25 protein-coding genes are annotated in these 26,105 nt (G+C 61.6%); 19 read left to right on the top strand and 6 right to left on the bottom strand.

Annotation, left to right across the window (positions count from 1 at the left end):
• The first annotated feature begins 12 nt into the window (after window positions 1–12).
• Window positions 13–975: a thiamine-phosphate kinase gene (thiL, locus tag F3089_RS08080; RefSeq protein WP_151440346.1), complete on the top strand. Its 963-nt coding sequence runs from the start codon at window positions 13–15 to the stop codon at window positions 973–975.
• Window positions 968–1,450, top strand: a complete 483-nt coding sequence (locus tag F3089_RS08075; RefSeq protein WP_151440345.1) for a phosphatidylglycerophosphatase A family protein — start codon at window positions 968–970, stop codon at window positions 1,448–1,450. Before thiL ends, F3089_RS08075 begins: the two co-directional genes overlap by 8 nt.
• A gap of 9 nt (window positions 1,451–1,459) precedes the next feature.
• Here F3089_RS08075 and F3089_RS08070 read toward each other — a convergent pair whose 3' ends face one another.
• The 3 genes from F3089_RS08070 to F3089_RS08060 form a co-directional block, all read right to left on the bottom strand.
• On the bottom strand, window positions 1,460–1,672 hold the full coding sequence (locus tag F3089_RS08070) for a DUF6316 family protein (protein WP_095618183.1): 213 nt from the start codon (window positions 1,670–1,672) through the stop codon (window positions 1,460–1,462).
• Window positions 1,673–1,869: 197 nt separating this feature from the next.
• The gene (locus tag F3089_RS08065) at window positions 1,870–3,291 is read right to left on the bottom strand and encodes a wax ester/triacylglycerol synthase family O-acyltransferase (RefSeq protein WP_151440344.1); all 1,422 of its coding nucleotides are present in this window, start codon (window positions 3,289–3,291) and stop codon (window positions 1,870–1,872) included.
• Between the two features lie 40 nt (window positions 3,292–3,331).
• Window positions 3,332–4,246: a LysR substrate-binding domain-containing protein gene (locus F3089_RS08060; RefSeq protein WP_151440343.1), complete on the bottom strand. Its 915-nt coding sequence runs from the start codon at window positions 4,244–4,246 to the stop codon at window positions 3,332–3,334.
• Window positions 4,247–4,362: 116 nt separating this feature from the next.
• Here F3089_RS08060 and F3089_RS08055 point away from each other — a divergent pair, with 116 nt between their 5' ends.
• A complete protein-coding gene (locus F3089_RS08055) occupies window positions 4,363–5,379 on the top strand; it encodes a glutathione S-transferase family protein (protein ID WP_151440342.1) in 1,017 nt (338 codons plus the stop codon).
• On the opposite strand, the gene ispB is transcribed toward F3089_RS08055, so the two are convergent.
• Both ispB and F3089_RS08045 read right to left on the bottom strand, forming a co-directional pair.
• Window positions 5,371–6,339 carry an octaprenyl diphosphate synthase gene (ispB, locus tag F3089_RS08050; protein WP_151440341.1) on the bottom strand — a complete coding sequence of 323 codons (969 nt, stop codon included), beginning with the start codon at window positions 6,337–6,339 and terminating at the stop codon, window positions 5,371–5,373. The genes F3089_RS08055 and ispB overlap by 9 nt on opposite strands.
• A 97-nt stretch (window positions 6,340–6,436) precedes the next feature.
• Window positions 6,437–8,011, bottom strand: coding sequence for a Na+/H+ antiporter NhaC family protein (locus F3089_RS08045; RefSeq protein ID WP_192497305.1), 1,575 nt, complete (start codon window positions 8,009–8,011; stop codon window positions 6,437–6,439).
• 220 nt (window positions 8,012–8,231) lie between these two features.
• Here F3089_RS08045 and rplU point away from each other — a divergent pair, with 220 nt between their 5' ends.
• The 4 genes from rplU to proB all read left to right on the top strand — a co-directional run bounded on the left by rplU (window position 8,232) and on the right by proB (window position 11,239).
• Complete coding sequence (gene rplU / locus F3089_RS08040) at window positions 8,232–8,543, top strand: 50S ribosomal protein L21 (protein ID WP_077529122.1); 312 nt, start codon at window positions 8,232–8,234, stop codon at window positions 8,541–8,543.
• 9 nt (window positions 8,544–8,552) lie between these two features.
• Window positions 8,553–8,813 carry a 50S ribosomal protein L27 gene (rpmA, locus tag F3089_RS08035; protein WP_095618065.1) on the top strand — a complete coding sequence of 87 codons (261 nt, stop codon included), beginning with the start codon at window positions 8,553–8,555 and terminating at the stop codon, window positions 8,811–8,813.
• A gap of 108 nt (window positions 8,814–8,921) precedes the next feature.
• Window positions 8,922–10,100 carry an Obg family GTPase CgtA gene (gene cgtA, locus F3089_RS08030; RefSeq protein WP_151440339.1) on the top strand — a complete coding sequence of 393 codons (1,179 nt, stop codon included), beginning with the start codon at window positions 8,922–8,924 and terminating at the stop codon, window positions 10,098–10,100.
• 11 nt (window positions 10,101–10,111) lie between these two features.
• On the top strand, window positions 10,112–11,239 hold the full coding sequence (proB, locus tag F3089_RS08025; protein WP_151440338.1) for a glutamate 5-kinase: 1,128 nt from the start codon (window positions 10,112–10,114) through the stop codon (window positions 11,237–11,239).
• Window positions 11,240–11,316: 77 nt separating this feature from the next.
• On the opposite strand, the gene rpsT is transcribed toward proB, so the two are convergent.
• The gene (gene rpsT, locus F3089_RS08020) at window positions 11,317–11,586 is read right to left on the bottom strand and encodes a 30S ribosomal protein S20 (protein WP_151440337.1); all 270 of its coding nucleotides are present in this window, start codon (window positions 11,584–11,586) and stop codon (window positions 11,317–11,319) included.
• Window positions 11,587–11,740: 154 nt separating this feature from the next.
• On the opposite strand from rpsT, the gene murJ reads away from it, so the two are divergent.
• The 12 genes from murJ to F3089_RS07960 all read left to right on the top strand — a co-directional run bounded on the left by murJ (window position 11,741) and on the right by F3089_RS07960 (window position 26,105).
• On the top strand, window positions 11,741–13,336 hold the full coding sequence (gene murJ / locus F3089_RS08015; RefSeq protein ID WP_151440336.1) for a murein biosynthesis integral membrane protein MurJ: 1,596 nt from the start codon (window positions 11,741–11,743) through the stop codon (window positions 13,334–13,336).
• 83 nt (window positions 13,337–13,419) lie between these two features.
• A complete protein-coding gene (gene ribF / locus F3089_RS08010) occupies window positions 13,420–14,400 on the top strand; it encodes a bifunctional riboflavin kinase/FAD synthetase (protein WP_151440335.1) in 981 nt (326 codons plus the stop codon).
• A 27-nt stretch (window positions 14,401–14,427) separates the two neighbouring features.
• Window positions 14,428–17,247: an isoleucine--tRNA ligase gene (ileS, locus tag F3089_RS08005; RefSeq protein ID WP_151440334.1), complete on the top strand. Its 2,820-nt coding sequence runs from the start codon at window positions 14,428–14,430 to the stop codon at window positions 17,245–17,247.
• A gap of 4 nt (window positions 17,248–17,251) precedes the next feature.
• On the top strand, window positions 17,252–17,764 hold the full coding sequence (gene lspA / locus F3089_RS08000; RefSeq protein ID WP_192497304.1) for a signal peptidase II: 513 nt from the start codon (window positions 17,252–17,254) through the stop codon (window positions 17,762–17,764).
• Window positions 17,761–18,189, top strand: a complete 429-nt coding sequence (fkpB, locus tag F3089_RS07995; RefSeq protein WP_095618057.1) for an FKBP-type peptidyl-prolyl cis-trans isomerase — start codon at window positions 17,761–17,763, stop codon at window positions 18,187–18,189. The genes lspA and fkpB overlap by 4 nt, the downstream gene beginning before the upstream one ends.
• An 18-nt stretch (window positions 18,190–18,207) precedes the next feature.
• Window positions 18,208–19,164: a 4-hydroxy-3-methylbut-2-enyl diphosphate reductase gene (ispH, locus tag F3089_RS07990; protein WP_151440332.1), complete on the top strand. Its 957-nt coding sequence runs from the start codon at window positions 18,208–18,210 to the stop codon at window positions 19,162–19,164.
• A 164-nt stretch (window positions 19,165–19,328) separates the two neighbouring features.
• Window positions 19,329–19,808 carry a GspH/FimT family pseudopilin gene (locus tag F3089_RS07985; RefSeq protein ID WP_353623145.1) on the top strand — a complete coding sequence of 160 codons (480 nt, stop codon included), beginning with the start codon at window positions 19,329–19,331 and terminating at the stop codon, window positions 19,806–19,808.
• Entirely contained in the window at window positions 19,805–20,209 is a 405-nt protein-coding gene (pilV, locus tag F3089_RS07980; protein ID WP_151440330.1) for a type IV pilus modification protein PilV, read from the top strand. Before F3089_RS07985 ends, pilV begins: the two co-directional genes overlap by 4 nt.
• Window positions 20,202–21,284 carry a PilW family protein gene (locus F3089_RS07975; RefSeq protein ID WP_151440329.1) on the top strand — a complete coding sequence of 361 codons (1,083 nt, stop codon included), beginning with the start codon at window positions 20,202–20,204 and terminating at the stop codon, window positions 21,282–21,284. The genes pilV and F3089_RS07975 overlap by 8 nt, the downstream gene beginning before the upstream one ends.
• Before the next feature lies 1 nt (window position 21,285).
• A complete protein-coding gene (locus F3089_RS07970; RefSeq protein WP_151440328.1) occupies window positions 21,286–21,819 on the top strand; it encodes a pilus assembly PilX family protein in 534 nt (177 codons plus the stop codon).
• A gap of 19 nt (window positions 21,820–21,838) precedes the next feature.
• Complete coding sequence (locus F3089_RS07965) at window positions 21,839–25,303, top strand: pilus assembly protein (protein WP_151440327.1); 3,465 nt, start codon at window positions 21,839–21,841, stop codon at window positions 25,301–25,303.
• A 358-nt stretch (window positions 25,304–25,661) separates the two neighbouring features.
• A complete protein-coding gene (locus F3089_RS07960; protein WP_151440326.1) occupies window positions 25,662–26,105 on the top strand; it encodes a type IV pilin protein in 444 nt (147 codons plus the stop codon).

The following is a 26,105-nucleotide window of genomic DNA, read 5'->3' as shown; positions in this document are numbered from 1 at the left end:
CCCGGTTCCACCATGGATGAATTCAGCCTGATCGACCGGTTCTGGAAGCCCCTGGGTGACGCGGTCACCCACAGTGAGGTGATTGAGGGCATCGGCAATGACGGCGCGGTTGTACGCTGCCCGCCCGGTCAGGATCAGGTGATGACCATGGATACCCTGGTGGAGGGCGTCCACTTTCCCAGTGATATGCCGCCCCATGCCCTGGGCTGGCGTGCTCTGGCCGTGAACCTCAGCGATCTCGCCGCCATGGGTGCCCAGCCTCTGTGCTTTACGCTCTCGGTGACACTGCCGGAAGCCAGTACTTCCTGGCTGGCCGCATTTGCGGACGGCATGAAGGCGCTGGCGGTGCGCGAGAACATCCAGCTGGTGGGCGGGGATACCACACGTGGCCCATTGAGCATCACGGTGCAGGCCCAGGGGCTTCTGCCGGCCGGGTCAGCCGTGCGCCGTGGTAATGCCCAGCCCGGTGACCGGATCTGCGTCAGCGGCAGTCTGGGAGAGGCCGGTGAGGCGCTCAACTGGTTGGACGAATCGGATACTCCGGATCCGGCGGTGGACACCGCGCTCCAGCGCTACCGGTACCCGGAACCCCGCCTGGCTCTCGGGCAGTGGCTGCGTGAGGCCGGCTCTGCAGCCGTGGACGTGAGTGACGGTCTGCTGGCGGATCTCGGGCATCTTCTGCTTGACCGGGGCGCCCGGCTGGACTGGCAGGCCCTGCCGGTTTCCGATGGACTGGTCTCCCTGCGGGGTCTGGAAGGGGCCCGGCGGTTGGCTGCGTCTGCAGGGGACGACTATGAGCTGCTGTTTGTCTGGCCGGGCGGTGGACCTGCACCGTCAGGGCCGAAGGGCAGTGCGTTGCCACTGACCGTGATCGGGACCGTGACAGAAGGCGCTGGCGTGACGCTCAATGGCCCTGAGGGCAGCATCCAGCTGGAGGAGCAGGGTTACACCCATTTCGGAGGGCACCATGACTGATACTGCGGTTAATCCGCGCGCACTGCTGCGGGATCCCGGTCACTGCCTGGCGTTGGGTCTGGGCTCCGGATGCACCCGGAAGGCGCCCGGAACCTGGGGAACCCTGGCGGGTCTGCTGCTCTACTCGCTGATCGTCTGGATGCCCTGGCCGGTTTACCTGGGCGTTCTGGTGTTGACCTTCGTGGCCGGGATCTACCTCTGCGAGCGTACGGCGAAAGCGCTGGGCGTGCATGACCATCCAGCCATTGTCTGGGACGAGTTCGTGGGCATCTGGCTGGCGCTGGCACTGCAGCCGACCGCGCTGGTCTGGCTGCTGTTCGCGTTTGTGGCCTTCCGCTTCTTCGACATCATCAAGCCCTGGCCCATCGGCTGGCTGGACCGTCGTGCCCCCGGTGGGGTCGGCATCATGGTCGACGACGTGGTGGCCGGCGCCTATGCCCTGGTGCTGATGGCGCTGCTCCAGTGGGGATTCTGAAGTGCTGCTTCAGTGCCGGGTCTCTGACTGCTGTTCCGGCAGCATCCGCACGACGCTCAGGAACCGGCGCAGTCCTACCTCGGCACGCTCACGGGTCGCGTAGGGGCCGCTGTCAAAACCTTCCCGGGTGGTGAAGTACCAGCGGTTGCCGACGCAGAAAAAACGGCTGCTGCGGAACGGGATGGGGGTGCGCTCTTCACCCGCCCTCGGTTTCGGCTCCATGGTTGCCCCCTTAAATACCATGTGGTTGTCGTTGTTTTCGGCCGCGTCTTTCCGGGTACTCACTGATCACCCCTCGCCGTCAGTATAGACAGATTTAAACCCAATTTGACAATCCGTCACGAATCGCCACCCACAGCGGGATACGGTTACATGATGTTACTGGATTGTGATTGGCAGGACTGCCTTAAGTCTACCGTTTATTTGTCCATTCCGGCCATAACATTGGCTTCAATTGCTTCCACGGCGGTCTCGATCAGCTCGGCGAGCTGTTCACCGTCCGGTACCAGGTCCGGGCAGGTGGTGAGATTGACGTGGACGGCGCCCGCGTAGCTCTGCGCCAGAATGGCCAGGCCGGCACCATGGAACAGGGGCGCCGAGTTGATCTGGTGTACCAGTCGGGCGCCCTTCAGGTAGAGGGGCACCTGGGGACCGGGGACATTGGTGATGGGTAAATTGAAGGCAGGCTGGTAGTGCTGGGCCAGATGGAATTCGCTGTAGAGCCGGGTCGACAGGGCCACCAGGGTGGAGGGCAGGCGTTCCGTCAGCCGGTCCGCCGCGATGGCTTCCCGGTAGTTCTCCGAGGTTCGGGTGTTATCGCGGATACGGGCCACCCGGCGTGCCGGGTCGGGTTCATCCGTGGCCAGGCTCACCAGCATGGCGGACATCTGGTTGCCCGTGGGCTGGCGGAGGCTGCGTGAGCGCACGGATACCGGTGTAAGCGCCACCAGGCTCTCCCGGGTGTCGATGCCGTGGCTGACCATGTAGCGGTTCAGGGCTTCCGCACAGATTCCGAGGACCAGGTCATTGAGACTGATATCCGGCCCGATAGCGGCCTTGAGCGTCTTGAGGCGCGCCAGATCAATGGAGGTGTTGTGCAGGCGGCGGCGTTCCGTCAGGTTGCGGTTGAAGGGCGTGCGCGGTGCGCCCAGAACATCCCTGGCGGCGCGGAGCCGGCCAATGGGGTGCTCCAGGAGGTCGCGCAGGGCCGCTGTCATGGTGGACTGTGTCAGGGTCATGAACTGGAAGGGCTTGCGCAGCAGGTTCAGGGAGGCCCGGGTCAGAAGCTGCTCCGGCCGTGGCGCGGGCTCCGGCTGCCACGCCGGCGGTCGTGTCTTGGTCGGGGTGTCGGGGGTGTATTCCAGGAGCTTGCCCATCACCTCTTCGCCACTGAAGGCATCGACAGCGGCATGATGCACCCGGACCACCAGGGCGAAGCCATCCACCGGGAGCAGGGAATCCCGGCCGAATCCATCGATCCAGGTCACCTGCCACAGGGGGCGCGTCCGTGGCAGAAGGGTGGCCAGGCGTTCCCCGGCCAGGTCCATGAGGGCGTCATAGCCGCCGCCCTGGAGATCCACGGATTCCAGGTGCCGGTTGATGTCGAAATCCGGGTCGTCAATCCAGTACGGGCGGTCCAGGTTGAATGGCAGGGTCATCAGCTTCTGGCGGAAGAACCCCGCCAGGTGCAGGCGGTGGTTCAGGTAATCCCGGAAGTCATCGAAGGTCAGGGCCTTTTCCCGTTCCGAGGCATCAAAGATGTAGACGCCCCCAATGTGCATTGGCGTGGTTTCGGATTCGAGAAAGAGAAAGGACGCGTCCAGTTCGTTCAGCTGATGCATCAGGGAAATCCGCTCTGCTCCGTGATGGGTGATGTCCGTTTCAGGCCGGATCGAGCCAGGGGTCGAAGTAGTCCGGTCGGGAGAGGTGCTCCCAGAACCAGTTGATGGCCTTGCCCTGGTCTCCGCGCCGGCGGGCCATGCAAAGTATCACTGGCGGGCGCTTGGTGGCTACGTCCAGCGCGACGAGTTCCCCGGACGCCAGGGCCGTTTCCACCTGAGGGCGGGGTAGCCAGCCAATCCCGAGCCCGGCTTTCTGGGCCTCGATCTTGTGGGCCATGCTGGAGACTGTAAGAGAGCGCTGACGGGCAAAAATGCCCGCCGAGCCGGCAGGCAGCTGGCGGGAACTGTCCGCTGCCACAACGGCGGGCCAGGCGCTCAGAGCCTCCTCGGAAAACGGGCCGGTTTCCTTCGCCAGGGGATGATTCTTTGCCACCGCATAGACAAAGGGCACCTGCCCGATATCCCGGTGCTCAAAGCTGCCGGGAGGCTGGATCTCCCGGGAAGCACCGGCGATCAGGTCCGCCCGGCCGGTGTGCAGGGCATCCCAGGGGCCGTTGAAGACCTCGTCCATCAGGTGGATCTCCACCGGCACGCCCAGTTCATTGAAAGCGCTTACGGCGGGGAACAGTGAGGCCATGGGCAGCAGTGCATCCACCGCAATGGTCACGCTTGTCTCCCAGCCCTCAGCCACGCGCCGGGTGGTGCGTGCCAGTGTGTTGGCGGCCTCCAGAAGCTGCCGGCCTTCCTCCAGCAGGTAGTGGCCGGCATTGGTCAGGGTTGCCCGGTGGCCGGAGCGGTCAAACAGCAGCACATCCAGGTCTTCCTCCAGCTTGTGCACCGTGTAGCTGATGGCGGAGGGCACCCGGTGCATCTCCTCGGCGGCAGCGGCAAAGCTGCCCTTGCGGGCGATGGCGTCGAGCACGCGCAGGGCGTCTATGGTGATGGGAAATGCCATGGTCAGAAAAACTGAAAGGGTTGGCCAGATTTGGTTGCTTGTTGTGAGCGCCAGTCTAACGCAATCTGACGTCAGGCGTATTCATTCCCTGAACGTTTCTGAAAGAAGGAGGTCCCATGGGGCTGCTGATCAATGGGCAGTGGCATGACCAGTGGTACGACACCGCTAAGAGCGGCGGTGCCTTTGTGCGCGAGAGCGCCCAGTTCCGCAACTGGGTAACACCGGACGGCAGTGCGGGGCCCACAGGCGACGCCGGCTTTGCCGCCGAGCCCGGGCGCTATCACCTCTATGTGGCGCTGGCATGCCCTTGGGCGCACCGCACGCTGGTTTTCCGCAAGCTCAAGGGGCTGGAGGACATGATTCCGGTGTCCATTGTGCATCCGGACATGCTGGAGAACGGCTGGGAGTTCCGGCCGGATGAGCCTTTCCATCGTGATCATGAGAACGGTGCCCGTTTCATGCACGAGATCTATACTCGGGATACGCCGGATTACACCGGCCGGGTCACGATTCCATGCCTGTGGGACACGCACCAGAAGCGGATCGTGAGCAACGAATCCGCTGACCTGATCCGGATGTTCAACAGTGCCTTTGACGGCCAGGGCGCACGGGCGCTGGACTTCCACCCGGTGTCGCTGCGCGAGGAGATCGAGGCCGTGAACGAGCGGGTGTACAACAGCGTCAACAATGGCGTCTACCGGGCCGGCTTTGCCACCGCCCAGGACAAGTACGAGCAGGCGTTCACGGAGGTTTTTGATGCCCTGGACTGGCTCGACGGGGTTCTGGCCGGGCAGCGGTACCTGGTGGGTAACCGCCTGACGGAAGCGGACTGGCGCCTGTTCACGACCCTGGTGCGTTTTGACGCGGTCTACTACAGCCACTTCAAGTGCAACCGCCAACAGCTGCGTGACTTCCCGAACCTGCAGGGCTATCTGCAGGATCTTTACCAGATCCCGGGCGTTTCAGAGACGGTGAACATCGACCAGATCAAGCGTCATTACTACCGCAGCCAGAGAACCATCAATCCGACCCAGATTGTGCCGGCCGGGCCGGAACTGGAGCTGGAGCGGCCCCATGGGCGGGGGCATCTGGGTCCAGACTTTCCGGAAGCCTGTGCCAGCGCCTCAGTCTGAGCGCTGAACCGCCAGATCCACCAGGTGGTACATGGCCTGGCGGTGAGGGGAACCGGGCAGGGTTTCAAGGCATTGCCGGGCCTTTTCCGCTTCCTCGGCCGCGCGCCCGCGGCAGTACTCGATGGCGCCGCTGTTGTGGACAGCCGCAAGCACCGGGCCGAGCTGGTCCGGGCCGCCGCTGCGAATGGCCTGGCGCACGGTTGCCGCATCCTCGGGCGTGCCCTTTGCCATGGCGTGGATCAGGGGCAGGGTGGTCTTGCCCTCGGCAAGGTCGTCACCCACATTCTTGCCCATGGTTTCGGCGCTGCCCTCGTAGTCCAGAACGTCGTCCACGATCTGAAAGGCCATGCCCAGGTGCTGGCCGTAATCCCGCAGCGCGGTTTCAGTGGCTCCGTCCGCCTGCGCCAGAACGGCGGCGGAGTGGGAGGCCGCCTGGAACAGCATGGCGGTCTTGCTGTGAATGACGTTGCGGTAGTCCGTTTCGGAAAGATCCGGGTTGCGGACATTGGTCAGCTGCAGCACCTCGCCTTCGGCGATGACGCCGGTGGCCTCGGACAGCAGGTCCATCACCCGCATGTTCTCCAGGCGCACCATCATCTGGAAAGCACGGGCGTAGAGGAAATCGCCGACCAGGACGCTGGGGGCATTGCCCCAGCGGGCGTTGGCCGTTTCCCGACCCCGGCGCAGTTCGGAGGTGTCGACCACGTCGTCGTGCAGCAGGGTGGCGGTATGCAGGAACTCGATCACTGCCGCCAGGGTCGCCTGGCGCTGCCCGCCGTTACCCAGGGCGCCGGCGCTGAGCAGGACCAGCAGGGGGCGCAGGCGCTTGCCACCACTGTCCACAATGTAGTGGCCGATGTGCTCGACCAGTGGCACACGGGAATTCAGCTGATCGTGGATCTGCGCGTTGACGCGCTCAAAGTCGTCCCGGACGGGGGCGTAGATCGCATCCAGACTCATAGGCATTCGGGCAGTTGTCGGGCGGCGCCCCAGCGGCTGCCGGGACATGCAGGAGCCGTACATTATGGGGCGCGCCCGGGGCTGTCAACTTGAACGGTCAGCTCCCCGCCCCTGTTACCAGCGCCAGCAGGGTATAGCCCACTACGGCAATGCCGCCGGCGAGGACGGTCAGTGGGATCTGGGTGCGCACATGGTCCATCAGGTCCGCACCCGTGGCCAGTGAGGACAGCACCGTGGTGTCCGATATGGGCGAGCACTGGTCCCCGAAGACAGCGCCTCCAATCACAGCGCTGAAGCAGAGTGTGACGAAGAACGGCTCCGGCGCAATGTGCCAGGCCAGGGGCATGGCGATGGGGATCATGACCGCGTAGGTGCCCCAGGAAGTGCCGGTCGCGAAGGCGATCACCAGGCAGAGGCCGAACAGCAGTGCGGGCATGAGTGCCGCGGGTATGCTGTCGCCAACGGTGGAGACCAGGAAGTCGGCGGTGCCAACGGCGTCGGTGACGTCCTTGAGGGATACGGCCAGCCCCAGGATGATGGCGCCGATGGTGACGCCCTTGCAGCCATCCACGAACCCACCCATGACCTCGTCAAAGGGCATACCCTTGACCAGGGCGATCACAATGGCGGTGATCACGGCGAGGATGAACGCTTCGGCCACCAGAAGAAGCGGATCCTGGTCGCCTCCGGTCCAGCCGAGCAGGAAGTAGGTCACAAAGTAGGGGATGATGGCAACGCCCAGAAGGACCCCGATTGGTGCCAGGAAGTCTAACAGGCCGGTACGGTAGCCTTCCGGAACGCGGTTATCGGTAAGCTCCCTGGAGGTCAGTGGGCTGGCGCCGTCGCGGTCGAGCTTGCCGGTATCCCGGGCCCGGCTCATGGCTTCGCGCATCCGCCTGCCGGGTGAAAAGGGCAGCCGGTCCAGTGCGAAGAGCAGTGTGATGAGCAGGGCGGCGATGGCGTAGAAATTGTAGGGCAGGGCCTGGAAGAAGAACTGGATGCCATCCTCGCTGCTGTCGAAGAGTGGGATGGTGCCGGCCAGAAGGCCGCCCACATAGATGGGCCAGACGTTGAATGGGATCAGGGTGGCCGCGGGCGAGGCCGTTGAGTCCGTGATGTAGGACAGCTCTTCGTGGGAGACGCGGTGTTTATCCGCAAGCGGTCGCGCCGTGGTGCCGGTCAGCACGGTTGAGATGGTGCCGCCCTGGTGGAAGATGAGCCCCATGATCCATGTGAACAGGCGGGCACTGACCGGGCCGCGGACCATCCGTTCCCCGGCCCAGCCGGCGAAGCGGGCAGCGCCGCCAGTCCGGGTCCATATGCCGATGAGACCGCCCAGGGCCCACAGGTAGACCAGCAGGATGAGGGCGTAGCTCTCCGTACCGATAGAGGGGATCAGGAAAGCGTCGATGACGTTCACCTGCCCGGCAATGAGTCCGCCGGCAATGATGCCGATGGCAAGGGCGCTGATGACCTCGCGCAGCCAGAAGGCGAGCACAATCGCGAGTGCGGGCGGTACCAGAGACCAGAACCCGAAGTGCTCCGCGTCGCCCGGGTGGGATTGGCCCACCAGGTAGAGGCCAGTGCCGCCCAGTGCAATCCCGGCAAGGGCGGCGATCACGCGTCTGTTCGGCCCTGTAACGGGGCTGCTTTCGTGACGGTTTCCGTTCATGTTCCGGTCTCCCTGATTCTGCATGCTGCCTGGCCGGAGCATAACGCACCCGGTTGCTCACCACGAGGGTTGTTGTGCTTGTCTCCGGGGGCGGATTTCTCTATAATCCGCAGCCCTGTAACTCATCCCAATACCTGCCGCTCCCTGCTATAGGGTTGCCAGAGTGCTTCCCTTAGAACCAGGTCAAAGAGCAGGGATGGGTCATCGACGGAGAAGGCGCATGTACGCAGTGTTTGTCAGCGGTGGTAAGCAGCACCGCGTTCGCGAAGGCGAAAAGATCAAGCTCGAGAAGATCGAGACCGAGACCGGCGGTACGGTTGAATTCGACCGTGTTCTGCTGGCGGGCGAAGGGGACGATGTGAAGATCGGCACCCCGGACCTGGAAGGCGCGAAAGTGACCGGCGAAGTGGTCAGTCACGGTCGTCACGACAAGATCCAGATCATCAAGTTCCGCCGCCGGAAGCACTCCATGAAGCAGATGGGGCACCGGCAGTGGTACACTGAAGTCAAGATTACCGGTATCAAGGCTTAAGGGGGCAGCATGGCTCACAAAAAGGCAGCAGGCAGTACCAAGAACGGACGCGATTCCGAGTCGAAACGACTGGGTGTGAAGGCGTTCGGTGGCCAGGCGGTCAAGCCCGGCAGCATCATTGTTCGCCAGCGCGGCTCCAGCTTCCATGCCGGCCAGGGCGTGGCCATTGGCAAGGACTTCACCCTGTTTGCCCTGGACGAGGGCGTGGTGCGGTTCGATGTGAAGGGGCCCCGTAACCGTAAGTATGTGAGCGTCGAATCCGCGGGCTGAACCGCGCTTCCGGACGCTGAACGACCCCGTGCCGACGTGCTGTCCGCTGCTGGCTGAGCCAGTGGCGGTCGCCGACCCGGTACGGGGTTTTTTGATTCGAGGCATTCCATGCAGTTCGTAGACGAAGTCACCATTGTGGTCCAGGCCGGGAAGGGTGGTAATGGCTGCCTGAGCTTCCGCCGTGAGAAGTTCGTGCCCAAGGGTGGGCCGGACGGAGGCGACGGTGGTGACGGCGGTTCTGTTCTCCTGCGGGCACACGGCGACCTCAACACCCTTGCGGATTACCGCTATCAGCGTAAGTTCCGCGCCGGTACCGGCGAGGATGGCCGTGGCAGCAACTGCTCCGGCCGTAAGGGTGAGGACCGGGTTCTGGATGTGCCCGTGGGCACAACCGTGGTCGACTGCGATACGGACGAGATCCTGGGCGACCTGACCGAGGCGGGTCAGAGCCTGCTGGTGGCTCAGGGCGGCTTTCACGGGCTCGGTAATACCCGCTACAAGTCGAGCGTGAACCGGGCGCCGCGCCAGACCACCTCCGGCTCGCCGGGTGAGGCCCGGGAGATCCGCCTGGAGATGAAGGTGCTGGCGGACGTGGGCCTGGTCGGCCTGCCCAATGCCGGCAAGTCCACACTGATCCGCGCCATGTCCGCGGCCAAGCCACGGGTCGCGGACTATCCCTTCACGACCCTGGTGCCCAACCTGGGCGTGGTATCCGTGGCGGCGCACCAGAGTTTTGTGGTGGCGGATATTCCGGGGCTGATCGAGGGCGCCTCCGAGGGCGCTGGCTTGGGGATCCGATTCCTGCGTCACCTGGTACGCACCCGGCTTCTGCTGCACTTGGTGGACCCGATGCCCTGGGATGACGCGGATCCCGTGGATTCCGTCCATACCATCACCCGTGAGCTGGAGCGTTTCAGTCCGGCTCTGGCCGAGCGTGAGCGCTGGCTGGTCATCAACAAGTCGGACTCCCTTCCCGATGCCGAGGAGGAAGTGGAGCGCATGCGCAAGGCGCTGGACTGGCAGGGCCCGGTTTTCCTGGTATCGGCGCTCAGTGGTGACGGAATCCAGGCTCTCTCCCAGGCGATCATGCGCTGGCTTGAGGAGCGCGACGAACTTGAGCGGGATGATCCGGAGTTCGCGCGGGCCGAGGCCGAGCTGCGTGAACGTGTGGATGAGGAAGCCAGGGAGCACATCCAGTCGCTGCGTAGCCCCCGACAGGATGATGACGACGATGATGACGACGACGAGGACGATGATCACGATGTCGAGGTGGTCTACGTGCGCTGAGGCTGCGCGCCATGACTGAGCGCCAGCGTATTGTTGAGGCCCGGCGGCTGGTGGTGAAAATCGGCAGCGCGCTGCTGACCGACGACGGTCGCGGTCTTTCCCAGAGCATTCTGACCCAGTGGGTGGACCAGCTCATGGTCTGGAAGCGCGCTGGCGTGGAAATCGTGCTGGTCTCGTCCGGTTCCGTGGCCGAGGGCATGAGCCGCCTTGGATGGCTGCAGCGGCCCGAGCATGTGCATGAACTGCAGGCGGCTGCGGCAGTGGGGCAGATGGGTCTGGTGCAGGCCTGGGAAGCCCAGTTCCAGCGCTACGGCAGCCATACCGCCCAGATTCTTCTCACCCATGATGACCTTTCCGACCGCAAGCGTTACCTGAACGCGCGGAGTACGCTCAGGACGCTGTTGCCCATGGGCGTTGTGCCCGTTGTGAATGAGAATGACACCGTTGTCACCGATGAGTTCCGTTTTGGTGACAACGACACTCTGGGCGCGCTGGTTGCCAATCTGGTGGAAGCGGATGGCCTGATTCTCCTGACGGATCAGGAGGGTCTCTATGACAGCGATCCACGCCGCAATCCTGACGCCGCGCTGATTCCGGAGGCGCATGCCAGCGATGAGCGTCTGGACGCCATGGTCGCCGGCGGGGGGCGGGGTGCGCTCGGTAGCGGGGGTATGGCGACCAAGGTTCGCGCGGCCCGCCTTGCGGCCCGCTCCGGCGCCTTCACGCTGATCGCGGGTGGACGCATGGAGGCGGTCCTGACCCGGGCCCGGGCCGGTGAGCCGGTAGGCACCCTTCTGGTTCCGGACCAGGAGCGGCTGGATGCCCGTAAGCAGTGGATGGCGGGGCATCTGCGCACGCGTGGGCGGCTGGTTCTGGACGCAGGGGCTGTGCGGGTGCTCACTGAAGGCGGGCGGAGTCTTCTACCGGTCGGGGTGCGTCGGGTAGAGGGTGCATTCCGGCGTGGCGAAATGGTTTCCTGTGTGGATGAACAGGGCCGGGAGGTCGCGCGTGGGCTGGTCAGCTATGATGCGGCTGAAGCCCGGCAACTGGTGGGATGCCCCAGTGAGCAGATTGCCGAGCGGCTGGGTTACCTTCAGGAGGAGGAGCTGATACACCGGGATAACATGGTTCTGGTGTAAACCGGCTTTCCCGCCCCCTGAAACAGACAGACCCCGCCGAGGCGGGGTCTGTCTGCTGGACGGCAACCCGGTGCCGATCAGGCGGACTGAAGCGCCTTGATGCGGGCGTTGAGGCGGCTCTTGTGGCGGGCCACCTTGTTCTTGGCGAAGATGCCCTTGTTTACGCTGCTGTCGAGCACGGGTTCCATTTGACGGAACGCTTCCCGTGCACCTTCCGCGTTGCCCTTGTTCAGCTCGGTCTCGACCTTCTTGATGAAGGTACGGGCGCGTGAGCGCTGGCCAGCGTTGTGCTTGCGCTGGATCTCGTTGAGGCGGGCACGCTTTCTTGCTTGCGGAGAGTTAGCCACCGTTTGACTCCTCGAATTCGGGTTACCAATGGGTCTGAAATGACGCGGAATAATGCCGCGCAGATGGCCTGTTGTCAAGGACAGGGCGGTGGTGCTGTCGTCATCCGGCGGGCGGGGTGGTAGTATCCGGCGTTTTCACCCGGGATCACCAGGCATGACTCAGGAGCCGCAGACAGAGCCAGCATCGCAGAGCGATGAGACGCCGCCGGCCGGTCGCTCCCGTGGCCTGCTGGGGTCCTCCGGCATCTTCGCCGTTTTCACCATGTTTTCCCGGGTCCTGGGGCTGGCCCGGGACATTGTGATCGCGCGCTACTTCGGGGCCGGCCCGGACGCGGACGCTTTCTTTGTGGCGTTCAAGATTCCCAACTTCCTGCGTCGGCTTTTCGGTGAGGGTGCCTTCAACCAGGCGTTTGTGCCGGTGCTCTCCGAATACCGCCAGAAGTATGACACCCGGTCGGTGCACTCACTGGTCAATACCGTGGCCGGGTCATTGGGGTTTGTGCTGCTGGTGCTGTCCGTGCTGGCGGTACTGGGCTCGCCCTGGATCACAGCGGCGTTTGCGCCTGGCTTCATCGGGGACGAAGTGCGCTACCCGCTGGCGGTGGAAATGCTGCGCATCACCTTCCCCTATCTGATGCTGATCTCGCTTACGGCCTTCTGCAGCAGCACACTGAACAGCTACGACATTTTCGGGGTCCAGGCGTTCACGCCCGTGATCCTGAACCTGAGCATGATCGCCAGCGCCATCTGGCTGACCCCCTATATGCAGGAGCCGGTGCTGGCACTGGCCTGGGGGGTGCTGATCGCCGGTGTTCTGCAGCTGCTGTTCCAGCTGCCGTTTCTGGCCCGCCTCAATCTGCTGCCGCGGCCAAGAATCGATTATAGGCATGAAGGCGTTATCCAGATCATGAAGCTCATGGCACCCGCGCTGTTCGGGGTCTCGGTCAGCCAGATCAACCTGCTACTGGATACCATACTGGCCTCAATGCTGGAGACGGGCAGTGTGTCCTGGCTCTATTACTCGGATCGCCTTTCAGAGTTGCCGCTGGGGATCTTTGGTGTCGCTATCGGCACCGTGATCCTGCCGAATCTCTCCCGCAAACACGCGGACGAGTCCATGGATGCCTTTTCACGCACTCTGGATTGGGCGCTGCGCAGCGTGCTGCTACTGGGTATCCCGGCAGGCTTGGCGTTGTGCCTGCTGGCGGAGCCGTTGGTCGCAACCCTCTTCCATTACGGCGAAACCACAGCGCGGGATGTGTTCATGTCGGCGCAGAGCCTGCGGGCCTATGCCCTGGCGCTGATTGCCTTCATGCTGGTTAAGGTTCTGGCGCCCGGTTTCTTTTCCCGGCAGGACATGCGGACCCCGGTCCGGATCGCGGTGATCGCCATGACCTCCAATATGGTCTTCAACCTCATCCTGGTCTGGCCGCTGGCACACGCCGGGCTGGCGCTGGCAACGGCACTCTCCGCCTGGATGAACGGCAGCCTGCTGCTGCGGGGGCTGTACCGCGAAGGCGTCTTCCGGCCCCAGCCAGGCTGGGGGCGCTTCGCGCTGCAGCTGCTGGCGGCCAACGCTGTCATGGGTGGGCTGCTGTTCGCCTTCGCGCCGGCGGCTGCGCAGTGGCTGGACTTTGATCTGCTCACGCGCATCGCCTTCACTGCCGCTCTGGTGACCGGTGGGGTCCTGGCCTACTTCGCCGTGCTCCTGATCTGCGGCGTGCGGCTGCGGCATTTCCGTATGCATTGAGGCCTGTTGCAACGGCGGGCATTGGGCCCGGTCCCACCATTGCGGTATAATCCGCGGTCCCCGAAAATCAGGAGGAGCCCCGCATGCGGCTGATCCGAGGGCTGCACAATCTCAAGCGCTGGGCGGAACGCAGTGACAACCCCCTTGCGAATGGGTGTGTCGCCACCATAGGCAACTTTGACGGTATCCATCGTGGTCACCAGGTAATCATTGACCAGGTGCGGGACCGGGCCCATCAGCTGGGCGTTCCCTCGGTGGTAATGGTGTTCGAGCCCCAGCCGCGGGAGTTCTTTGGCGGTGCCGATGCGCCGCCACGGCTGATGCGTTTCCGGGAAAAAGTGGAAATGCTGCTCTCCCATGATGTGGATATTGTGGTCTGCCTGCAGTTCCGCTCCCGGCTGCGCAATCTCTCGGCCATGGACTTCATCGAGCAGGTCCTGATGGAAGGGCTGAACGTGCAGCACCTGGTGGTGGGCGATGATTTCCGCTTCGGCTGTGACCGCAGGGGCGATTTCCGGCTTCTGCAACAGGTTGGTGCCGAGCGGGGTTTTGAAGTGGAGCATACCCAGACCATACGGGTGGGGGGCGAACGTATCAGCTCCACCCGTCTGCGGCAGGCGCTGGGTGAAAACCGGCTGGCGGATGCCCACGAACTGCTGGGGCGGCCCTATTCGCTCTCCGGCAGGGTGGTTTACGGCAAGGCCCTGGGGCGTGAACTCGGGGTGCCCACGGCCAATATCCTGCTCAGCGGGCGCAAACCGCCGCTACGGGGGGTGTATGTGGTGACGGTCGAGATGCCCGGTGGGCATGTTGAGCGGGGGCTTGCGAACATCGGCATGCGCCCGACGGTCAATGGGCAGTACCCGTCGCTGGAGGTGCACCTGCTGGATTTCTCCGCCAACCTCTACGGTCGGCGGTTACGGGTGACCTTCCTTTACCATCTGCGGGACGAGGTCAAGTTCGATTCCGTGGACGAGCTGGAAAAACGGATTCACGAGGACATCAACCAGGGGCGTGACTGGCTGGCGAACAACCGCCCGGTACCGACCAATGTGGAACGCTGACCGAAACGACAGACTCCGGGAACCTTCATGAGCGATTACAAAGACACGCTGAACCTGCCAAAGACGGATTTCCCCATGCGTGGGAACCTCTCCAAGCGCGAGCCGGAAATGCTTGAGCGCTGGAACCGTCTGGACCTCTACGGCACGCTGCGCCAGCGCCGTGCGGGCGCCGAGCGCTTCGTGCTGCACGACGGCCCGCCCTACGCCAACGGCAGCATCCACATTGGTCATGCGGTCAACAAGATCCTCAAGGACATGGTGGTCAAGTCCCGCAACCTCATGGGCTATGATGCCCCTTATGTGCCGGGCTGGGACTGTCACGGGCTGCCCATTGAGCACAAGGTTGAGCAGGACATCGGCAAGGCCGGCGACAAGGTGGACTACAAGACGTTCCGCCAGGCCTGCCGCGATTACGCCGCCGAGCAGCTGGACAACCAGCGTCAGGACTTCATCCGCCTGGGGGTAATGGGGGACTGGTATAACCCCTATCTGACCATGGACCCGAAGGTGGAAGCGGACATCGTCCGTTCCCTGGGCCGTATCATCGACAACGGGCACCTGGAGCGGGGCTTCAAACCCGTCTACTGGAGTGTGGTCGGCCAGTCCGCGCTTGCTGAGGCCGAAGTGGAATACCAGGAGAAGACCTCCATCCAGATTGACGTCCGTTTCCCGGCTGTCGATCCGGGTAGGGTGGCTTCCGCGTTTGGTGAAAACGGACTGGATGCTCCGGTATCACTGGTGATCTGGACCACGACCCCCTGGACCATTCCCGCGAACCAGGCGGTGGCCGTTAACGAGGAACTGGAATACAGCCTGATCCGTGCCGACGCTGGTCGTGGCGCCGAATACCTCGTGGTAGCCGAAGAGCTGCGCGAGACGGTGACCGAGCGCTGGAGCCTGCAGAACGCCGAGGTGGTGGCACGCTGCCGTGGCGCGGCGCTCACCGGGGTGATGCTGCAGCACCCGCTCTATGAACGCCAGGTACCTGTTGTGCTCGGGCATCATGTTTCCACGGATGCGGGTACCGGCCTCGTTCATACCGCACCGGACCACGGCCCCGATGACTTCGAGATCGGGCGCGAGAACGGCATCGGCACACTTAACCTGGTCAAGGCGGACGGCACCTACGCCGAAGCGGCGGGTGAGTTCGCGGGCATCCACATCTACAAGGCGGATACGCCGGTCTGTGAAGCGTTGGCGCGCGAGGGCTGCCTGCTGTTCCAGGAGTCCTTCAAACACAGTTACCCGCACTGCTGGCGGACCAAGACGCCGCTCATCTACCGGGCCACGCCCCAGTGGTTCATCAGCATGGACCGCAACGGGCTCAAGCAAGGCGCTCTGGAGGCCATTCCCGGTGTGCGCTGGATTCCGTCCTGGGGGCAGCAGCGCATCGAGGGCATGATCGAGCAATCCCCGGACTGGTGCATCTCACGCCAGCGTACCTGGGGGGTGCCAATCACGCTGTTCGTCCATAAGGACACCTATGAACTTCATCCGCGCACCCCGGAGCTGATCGAGGCGGCCGCGAAGGCCATCGAGAAGGACGGCATCGACGCCTGGTATGAGCTGGATGCGCGCGAACTGCTTGGCGATGACGCGGACACCTACGAGAAGGTGACGGACACACTGGACGTCTGGTTTGACTCGGGTGTGACCCACGCCTCGGTGCTGGACCGGCGCGAGGACCTAAACCGCTACCCCGCGGACCTGTACCTGGAAGGCTCGGACCAGCACCGCGGCTGGTTCCAGTCCTCGCTGAAGACCGGCATTGCCATCAAGAAGATGGCCCCCTACAAGGAAGTGCTGACGCACGGTTTCACCGTGGACGAGAAGGGCTACAAGATGTCCAAGTCCATGGGCAACGTGATCGCGCCCCAGAAGGTGATGGACGAGCTGGGCGCGGATATTCTGCGGCTCTGGGTCGCGGCGACGGACTACAGCGCCGAGATGTCAGTCTCCCAGGACATCCTCAAGCGCACGGCAGACGCGTACCGGCGTATCCGCAATACCTCGCGCTTCCTGCTGGCCAATCTGGACGGGTTCGACCCGGCCACAAACAGTGTGGCCTTTGATGACATGGTGGCGCTGGACCGCTGGATGGTGGACCGGGCGCGGCGCCTTCAGGAGGAGGTGATCGACGCCTACAACCGCTACAGCTTCCTGCAGGTGTACCAGAAGGTACACAACTTCTGCATCCTGGATCTGGGCGGTTTCTACCTGGACATCATCAAGGACCGCCAATACACCACCCAGCCGGACAGCCTGGAGCGGCGTTCCTGCCAGACAGCGCTCTATCACGTGGCCGAGGCCCTCTCGCGCTGGATCGCGCCCATCCTGACCTTTACGGCGGATGAGATCTGGCAGCATATCCCCGGGGAGCGCGATGAGAGCGTGCACTGGGCCACCTGGCACGAAGGGCTGGAAGCGCTGCCTGCGGACGCGCCGATCAAGCAGGATGAGTGGGATACGCTCATCGAGGTGCGCAGCGCCGTGAACAAGCAGCTTGAAGCGGCCCGGAATGAAGGCACGATCAAGGGCTCGCTCAGCGGCGAGGTCACCCTCTACGCGGACGGCGGGCTTAAGGAACTGCTGGAGCGCCTGGGTGACGAGCTGCGTTTCGTGATGATTACGTCCGAGGCCCGTGTCGCGCCGCTGGCCGAGGCGGGTGATGCCCCGGAGACGGACGTGGAAGGGCTCAAGGTGGCGGTGGTCGCCGCCGGCCATACCAAGTGCGAACGCTGCTGGCACCATCGCCCGGATGTGGGCGAGCACAGCGAGTACCCGGATCTATGCGGCCGCTGCATCAGCAACATCAGCGGCGATGGCGAAAAACGGCGGTTTGCGTAACGGTATGCTGACACCGTTGGCCCGTAACGGGCTTATCATCGCGGCCTTCATCGTGATCGCGGACCTGACCACCAAGGCCGCCGCCACGGCCATGCTGGATTACGGTGAGGCCAACGTGGTTCTGCCGTTCTTCAATCTGACGCTGCTGCACAACACTGGCGCGGCCTTCAGTTTCCTCTCGGAGGGGGCCGGCTGGCAGCGCTGGCTTTTCATATCGCTCGCGGTCGTCATCTCGGGGGTGCTGGTGGTGTGGCTGACACGGCTGAAGCGGCACGAGACCTGGCTCGGCATCGCGCTGGCGTTCGTGCTTGGCGGCGCTGTCGGCAACCTCTACGATCGCGTGGTGCACGGCTATGTGGTGGATTTTTTCCATTTCCACTGGGCCGGCTACCATTTCCCCGCCTTTAACGTGGCGGACAGTTTCATTACCGTTGGCGCCATTATGCTGCTGCTGGATCTGTTTATAAGCGGCGAGCAGGGCGACAGCGGGTCACAGCAAAAGGGCAACAGGCAATGAGCGTAATCGGACCGGACAGCCAGGTGACCCTGCATTTCGCGTTGCGGCTGGAAGACGGCTCGGACGTGGATTCCACCTTTGAGAAAGAGCCGGCCACGCTGACCGTGGGCGATGGTAACCTGCCGGAGGCGTTCGAGCGCTGCCTGCACGGCCTGAAAGCAGGCGACCGGCAGACCTTCTCAGTACCGCCTGAAGACGCCTTTGGCCAGCCCAACCCGAACAACGTCCAGACCTTCAAGCGCCGCGAGTTCAGCCCCGAGTTGCCGCTGGAAGAGGGCATGGTGCTCTCCTTCGCGGATGCGGCCAAGGCGGAAGTGCCCGGTGTCATCAAGGCGTTTGATGATGATACCGTTGAGGTAGATTTTAACCACCCACTCTCGGGCAAGACACTTGAGTTTGAAGTCTCGATTGTGGATGTCCAGTAAGCACCGGGAATCATGACCATGCAGATCAAGCTCGCCAATCCCCGTGGATTCTGTGCCGGCGTTGACCGCGCCATCGAGATCGTCAATCGGGCGCTCGATGTCTACGGCGCCCCTATCTACGTGCGGCATGAAGTCGTCCACAACAAGTTCGTAGTGGACAACCTGCGCGAGCGTGGCGCCGTATTCGTGGACGAGCTGCACCAGGTGCCCGACGATGCCTGGGTGATCTTCAGCGCCCACGGCGTCTCCCAGGCTGTTCAGCAGGAAGCCCAGGACCGCGGGCTGCAGGTTTTTGATGCCACCTGCCCGCTGGTGACCAAGGTGCATATGGAGGTCATGACCTACAGCCGGGAAGGCCGTGAATGCATCCTCATCGGCCATGCCGGCCACCCCGAGGTGGAAGGCACCATGGGCCAGTACGACCGCAGCAATGGCGGTGACATCTACCTGGTGGAAAGCGAGGCCGATGTCGAGAAGCTGCAGGTGAAGAACCCTGAAAAGCTGGCCTTCGTGACCCAGACAACACTTTCCATGGACGACACCGCACGCGTGATCGATGCCTTGCAGACCCGTTTCCCGGCCATCCAGGGTCCGCGAAAGGACGACATCTGCTACGCCACCCAGAACCGTCAGGACGCGGTGAAAATGCTCGCCGCCGAGTGCGACCTGATGCTGGTGGTGGGCTCGCCCAACAGTTCCAACTCCAACCGCCTGCGCGAGCTGTCTGAACGTATGGATACGCCCGCCTACCTGATTGATGCGGCTGACCAGATTGAAGCCTCATGGCTTGAAAACGTGGGCGCCGTGGGCGTGACGGCCGGGGCCTCCGCGCCTGAGGTCCTGGTTGAAGAGGTCGTGGCGCGCCTGCGCGAGTTCGGTGGTGAGACTCCTGACGAGCTCGAAGGCGAACAGGAGAACGTGGTGTTCAGCATGCCCAAGGCGCTGCGGATTCCCGCCAAAGAAGTGGAAGCCTGAGTCCAGGCTTCCACATTCCCTGCCGGTGTGATTCCTTTCACATCGTTTTACCGCTCATCCCCTGATCCGTTCCGCTCGTCGGCCACCGGCTGACATTTCCGTAACCCACGCTATTCTGAACATTGAGTCATTGAACCGTGTCCATCGATTGGACGAGGCGCGTCATGAGGCGTATTGGAATGGAAAATTCTGTCCGCACAGCAGGGCTAACCCAGAGAGGGTTCACGCTGGTTGAACTGATGATCGTGATCGTGTTGTTGGCTGTGATTGCGGCGGTTGCGGTGCCCGGGTTCCAGACCCTCGTTGAGAACAATCAGGTGACATCAAGCACCAACCGTCTTGTGGGCGCACTAAATTTTGCGCGGTCGCAGGCGCTGCGCGAAGGGCAGCAGGTAACGCTCCAGCCAACCAGTGGTGATTGGGATCAGGGATTCCAGGTTGTCATGGGTGGTAATACGCTTCGCCAGTTCCAGGGATCTGAAACCCGAATGGCGATCTCCGGTAACGCGGTAACCTTCCGGGGGAATGGTCTGGCAACAAGTAACGAAACGCTACGGCTTTGTGGAGACAGTGGAGGCAATGATCGGCGCATTGATATCAGCCGCGGCGGTCAGGTGACAACCACCGAGGAGGACTGCCCATGAAAACGGGATCTCTGGCAGAAGGACGTTCCGAGAGAGGGCTCTCTTTGGTTGAGGTGCTTGTTGCGGTCGTGATTCTGGCGATCGGACTCCTTGGAATTGCCAGCACCCAGTTGGTGGCGTTGGAGCAGACCAACCTGGCGCATAAACGAACAACCGCGACCATGCTTGTTTCGGAAATGGCGGATCGGGTCAGGGCCAACAATGGCGATATACCAGCCAGTGTGCCGGCGGATCTCCAGCGCCGCATGGATGATGTGCTGGGTACCGATGCGGATATGGATATGGAAATGAATGACGACATGCTGGAAGTAACTCTGGAATGGAAGGAACGGGACCGTTTCGAGGACGACGGCGAGCGGGATGAATCCTTCACCATGCAGGCGAGGATGAACAATGACTGACGGTTACGGTAACCAGCGTGGCCTCTCGGTGGTGGAGCTGATGGTAGCCCTGTTGCTTGCCAGCTTTCTCACTATGGGGATGGTCTACATCTTTACGAGTAACAGCGATACATTCCGCTTGAACGAAGCCAGTGCACGGGTTCAGGAGTCCGGACGTATGGCTATGGATATTCTCGGGCGGGCTATCCGGAACGCGGGGTACTGGGGGTGTATGGATCCACCGGAAAATCTGACTTGTCCCGACGGTGGTGATGGGGATCAGCCGTTTTCATGCATGCTGAACAATAATGTCGAAGATATCGATTCCATGTTCACAACCCTTGGGGGTGATGACAACGTTGGCGGTAGCAATGGTTTCGGGGCCGTCGCTGGATCCGATGTCATACGCTTTGGCGGTGTGCAGGGCAATGCATTATTAACAGCTACGACGCAGACACCCGTCAACTCGGCCACGATTTTTTCTGGCCAGAATCCGCAGGCCCTGGTCAACGACGGTGACATCCTGATCATCAGTAATTGCCAGGCAGCGGATGTTTTTCAGGTGAGTAACACGCGGAACAACGGGTTTACGGTTAATACAGGTACTGGCAGCCCCGGCAACGACCGACAGAACCAGTCGGCCTATTCCCAGGGGGCCAAGTTCTTCCGGCCGAGCAGAGTTGCATACTACATACGGGATGATGATGGGCGACGTTCGCTTGCTTTCAACACCCTGGATATGCAGGCCGATGGCAATGGCACCGTTGGGCAGTACTCCACATCCAGAGAGGAGGAGCTCGTCAGCAATATATGGGGTATGCAGATCCAGTATGGTCGGGACACGTCGGGAGACGGGAGTGTTGACCAGTGGAGTGATCCGGGCAGCGCTTCGGATGCTCAGCAGGCGTTGGCCGTGCGTTACAGCTTTCTCGTGCGTTCCCGCAATGAGGATGTGGTCGAGGAGCCTCAGACCTATTGCTATCCCGGATGGCTGGACTGCGAGAGCAACCCCGGGCTGAGAACCACGGCGGGTGACCGGCATCTTTACAGGGTCTACACCAGCGTCAGTACGCTGCGCAACAGGGTAGGAGGGTGATATGTATCGTCAGCAGGAGTATGGCAGCGCGCTGTTACTGGCTCTGATTCTGCTGCTGGTTCTGTCTCTTCTCGCGATTTCCGGAATGGAGGGCAGCCTGATGCAGGAGCGCATGAGCACGGCGCAGCGTGAAGGGGTGATGGCGCTGGAGATTGCCGAGTCCGGGGCTCAGGACGCCGAAACCTGGATCGAGGAGGACGTTGTGACCCTCACGGAGTTCGATGGAAGTGACGGGCTTTACGATGCGACAGAAGACGGCGAGCAATCTCCGGATCCCCATAGCGCGGATATCTGGGCCAGTGATTCTACACAGACGCGAACCGCCGATTCGGTTGAGGGGGTGACGCCCCGGTATTTCATTGAATATATGGGCGAAGGGTTTGCGCCTGAAGAGTTAACCGACGGCAATATTGGCGGTTACCAACATGATAGTGGAGGTTCCGATACCCATGCTTTCCGCATTGTTGTGCGGGCCGAAGGCCCCTCCGGTCGGGGGCAGCGCATGATTGAAGTCTTCTATACACGCCAGATCTGAGGGTAGCGGGGTAGTCATCATGAATACGGGCAAATTACGGACGGTTATCGTCGCGTTGGGCGCAATGGCAACGGCAACGATTGCATCCGCTGACGATGTCACACTTTCCGATACGCCATTGTTTATTGCGTCAACGGCGGATCCCAACCTGATGTTCATCCTTGATGACAGCGGCTCCATGAGGTGGGGCTTTATGCCGGATGAGCTTGATGGTGGTAATAATTTTGGGTCACTCGACTGTACTGGTAGGCGATATAATTACGCAGGCCAGACTTACCGCCTTTGTGATGTTGACGAGGATGCCAGGTATCTCGCGTCTCCAAGCACCAATGACCTGTACTTTGACCCTGATGCGACGTATCCCCCGCCTCTGAAGCCCGATGGCTCTTCCTATCCGGATGCCGACTACACCAATGCCTGGGTGGATGGGTACGCGGCCGCCCGAACGGATAACCCTGTGACGGTTGACCTTGGAACACGGTATGCCGCCCTTATGGATCCCTATTTCCACGGCGGTGGTTTCATGCTGGCCGATGGTACCGATCCCAATGGATACCTTGATGAGGCTTTCTATTACGAGCTTCAGGATGGTTCGGGGTGCGATACACTGATACCACCTGACAGTTGCTTCAGTGCCAGAAAACATCCGAGTACTGACGAGGAAAAACAGGCTTTTGCGAACTGGTACGCGTACTACCGTACTCGTGAACTGTCATCCAGGCTGGGCATTACCGAGGCTTTCATCGATCAGCCGGAAAGCATGAGGATTGGCTATGACACGATTAACTCCAGCTGGGTTGAGCGTGGGGTCCGGCCGTTCAGCGGAGAGGACCGGACTGAGTTTTTCGAATGGCTGCAAACGCATAATGCGGGTGGCGGCACTCCCCTGAGGAATGCACTTGATACGATCGGGGGGTATTACGAAAGTGAATCCGATGAAGGGCCGTGGGCAGACGAACCAGGGGTAGAGGATGGGCAATCTGCTGACACCTTCATCGAGTGTCGTCAGAGCGCGGCGATTCTGATGACCGATGGCTATTACAGCGGCGGCAACCCCGGAGTGGGGAATGTGGATGGCTCGAACGGAGACGGTATAAGTGGTCCGGACAGCGAGACGTATACCTATGAATCCGGGTCACCCTATGCGGACGAGCACAGCAATACCCTGGCGGATGTGGCGATGGAGTATTGGGTCAGGGACCTGCAACCCAGCGTCGCTAACCGGGTGCCGACGACAGAGGATAATCCGGCATTCTGGCAGCATATGAGTACCTACGGTATTGGACTCGGCGTTACCGGCAGCATCACTGAAAGTGATGTCTCGGAGGCAATCAGTAATGATGAGAACCTCGAGTGGCCGGACCCTGCTGACAGTGATTCCGCCAAGATTGATGATCTCCTTCATGCCGGCATCAACAGTAGAGGCGGTTCGTTCAGTGCGACCGAGCCCAAGCGGTTCGCCAATGACTTATCCAAGCTTCTCAGCGACTACATTGACATGACGGGGTCTTCCTCCGGTGTCACTTTTGACACCGCAACTCTCGAAGAGGACTCGCTGATTTTCGGTGCCCGTTTTGATTCCCTGAACTGGAGTGGGGATCTCGACGCCCGCCCGCTTGAAACTGATGACAACCTGGATAATCCCCAGGTCGGGGAGCCGGTCTGGTCCGCGGCGGATAAGTTGGATGCCATGGATTGGCAGGAGCGGGAAATCATGACGGCTGTAGGCGGGACCGGTGTGGCCTTTGAATGGGACCAGTCGGTGCTCTCGGATGAACAGGTTGGTGACCTGCGATTTGGCTCCGGCACGAGCGCGGAACGGGATACTCGGGCGCAGAACCGGTTGGACTACCTGAAAGGTGACCGCTCCATGGAGGGGAGTGGCACTGGCGATTTCAGGGAAAGGGACTCAAGGCTTGGTGATATTGTCAACTCAACGCCGGTGCGCGTTTCTGAGCCCGCATCCGGATGGCCGGACAATGATGAATTCGGCGAAGACGGTAACCGCTATTCGGATTTCCGCTCTGATAAAAAAGATCGCACGCCGGTCATCTACGCGGGAGCCAATGACGGCATGCTGCACGGGTTCAGGGCCACTGAGAACGGCGGTGACGAGATGTTTGCGTTCATGCCATCGGCGATTTTCTCGGATGAGCCTGGCAATGGTCTCCACCATCTAACATCGCAGGATTACCGCCATGACTATTACGTTGACCTGGCACCGTTGGTATCCGATGCGTTTATTAAAGGAAAGGACAGTAACGGAGACATCACCGGTTCCGCGGACTGGCGCACGGTCCTTATTGGCGGTTCCCGTTTTGGCGGAAGAGCCATATTCGCGCTTGACGTGACCGATCCGGATTCCATTTCGGAGGCCACGGCTGCGGAGACGGTACTCTGGGAATTCACTCATGAAGATGATCCCAGGATGGGGTACATCACCGAACCGCCAATCATTGCCAAGGCCCCCTGGGGTAATAACGACATGCGTTGGACGGCGTTCTTCGGTAATGGCTACAACCCGGAGGAGGATGCGACCGGGTTCTTCATGCTGGATCTTGAGGGTGGCCTGGATGGAACCTGGACTGAAGACGATGACTATGAGTTTGTTTCCTTCGAGACAGGCACCGATGCAACGGGTCTTTCCCCGGTCGCCGTCTACGATAAGGATGGTGACAGCATCGCGGACAGGATCTACGGCGGTGATCTTGCAGGCAATCTCTGGGTAGCAAAGTCCGGCAGCAAGGGATTTGAGTCGGCCTACACCGAGGGGCAGGGTAAGAATGAAACGGCATTACCCCTGTACGAAGGTGCTGCAATTGATGGGGATGATCAGCCCATAACAGCGGCTCCCCTGGTGATTCCCAACGCCCTTTCGAACGAGGGGGGAGAGCCTGACCTCTACGTTCTGTTTGGTACCGGGCAGTATCTGAACAACGATGACCTTGGGGATAAGAGCCTTCAGAGCCTTTACGCTGTTCGCGATATCGGCACCTCTGAAGTTCAGCGGAGTGATCTTGCGCCCAGGGAGCTCCAGGAGGATACCGATGCGTCGGATGGGGCAGAAGTGCTGTTCTCCGAGGCAGTGGACGAGACCAATCTGGACAGTGGCTGGTATGTGGACCTGAAGGTTGCGGACCAGGATCCGGAAGGGGAGCGCCTGACGTTGTCACCGCAGGTCCGGGGCGAATACATTTTCGTGAATTCCACCATACCCTCCGATAACCCCTGCGTTGCCGGCGGGCAAACACGGGTCATGGCGTTTGGGCTTCGCGGTCTGACTCCGGAAAGGCCACTCTTCGAGGCCTATGATGGAAAGGTAACGGCGTATCGGAAAGTGGATGGCATTGCCAGTCAGTCCGCATTCCTGGGGGATTATCGATTTACACCCCTTTCCACGGGCGAAGTGGACGTTGAGGAAACCGATATCCCGGATGATGATGAGCGGCTTGGCCGGCAGGGCTGGCAGGAGATGATTGAATGAATTGGTATACGAGTGCTAACGGTAGGATCAGAAACGGGCGGCTTGGTCTGATTACAGGTGTCCTGACTCTTGCTCTGGGGCTAGCTTTCGGCACAGCCACTGCTCAGTCTGATCGGTTGTCTCCCGCGACGAACGACTCGGGGAGTCGTGTCCAGGGGGCGATCAGCGCTGTGGACTGGAAGGACCATACGATTGTGTTGGAAGGTCGTCAGTTTACGATACCCCGTGAACTGAAGGTTGATGGGGTGGATCTGGATCGAGAGAAGGTTCTTCAGCGCTTAACCGTGGGCTCGACGATTACCGTCATCCACAAGAATGATTACAGTAATACCGTTAGCCGTATCCGGACGAGGTTAAAATGACTGAGTGGGAAGGATATCAGCGGAACGCTGCGTCGAGGTCGCGTGGTTTCACGCTTGTCGAGCTGATGATCGTTGTCGCCATCATCGGCATCATCGCCGCCATTGCCTTCCCCACCTACCAGGACCATGTGGAGCGCACGCGGCGTACCACGGCCCAGGGGGACCTGATGGAGTTGGCGCAGTGGATGGAGCGCCGTTATAGCGAGAACTTCAGTTACCTGAACGATGATGACAGCGCACCCACGCTTCCCTTCAGTCACTCACCGCGTGAGTATGATTCCGGGGATGCGTTCTATGACATCAGCTTCAGTGGCAGTGTTACCCAGAATTCCTTCACGCTCCAGGCCCAGCCAAAGAACGGGCAGAGTGGCGACGACTGCGGTACGCTGACCCTGGATAACCAGGGTAACCGTGGTGCTGGGGGTAGTGACTGCTGGTGA

The organism is Halospina sp. K52047b (assembly GCF_008709855.1).
GTDB lineage: Bacteria > Pseudomonadota > Gammaproteobacteria > Pseudomonadales > Oleiphilaceae > Halospina > Halospina utahensis_B.
Note: the sequence above shows the minus strand (reverse complement) of the source record. Positions and strands in the feature narration are given on the sequence as shown.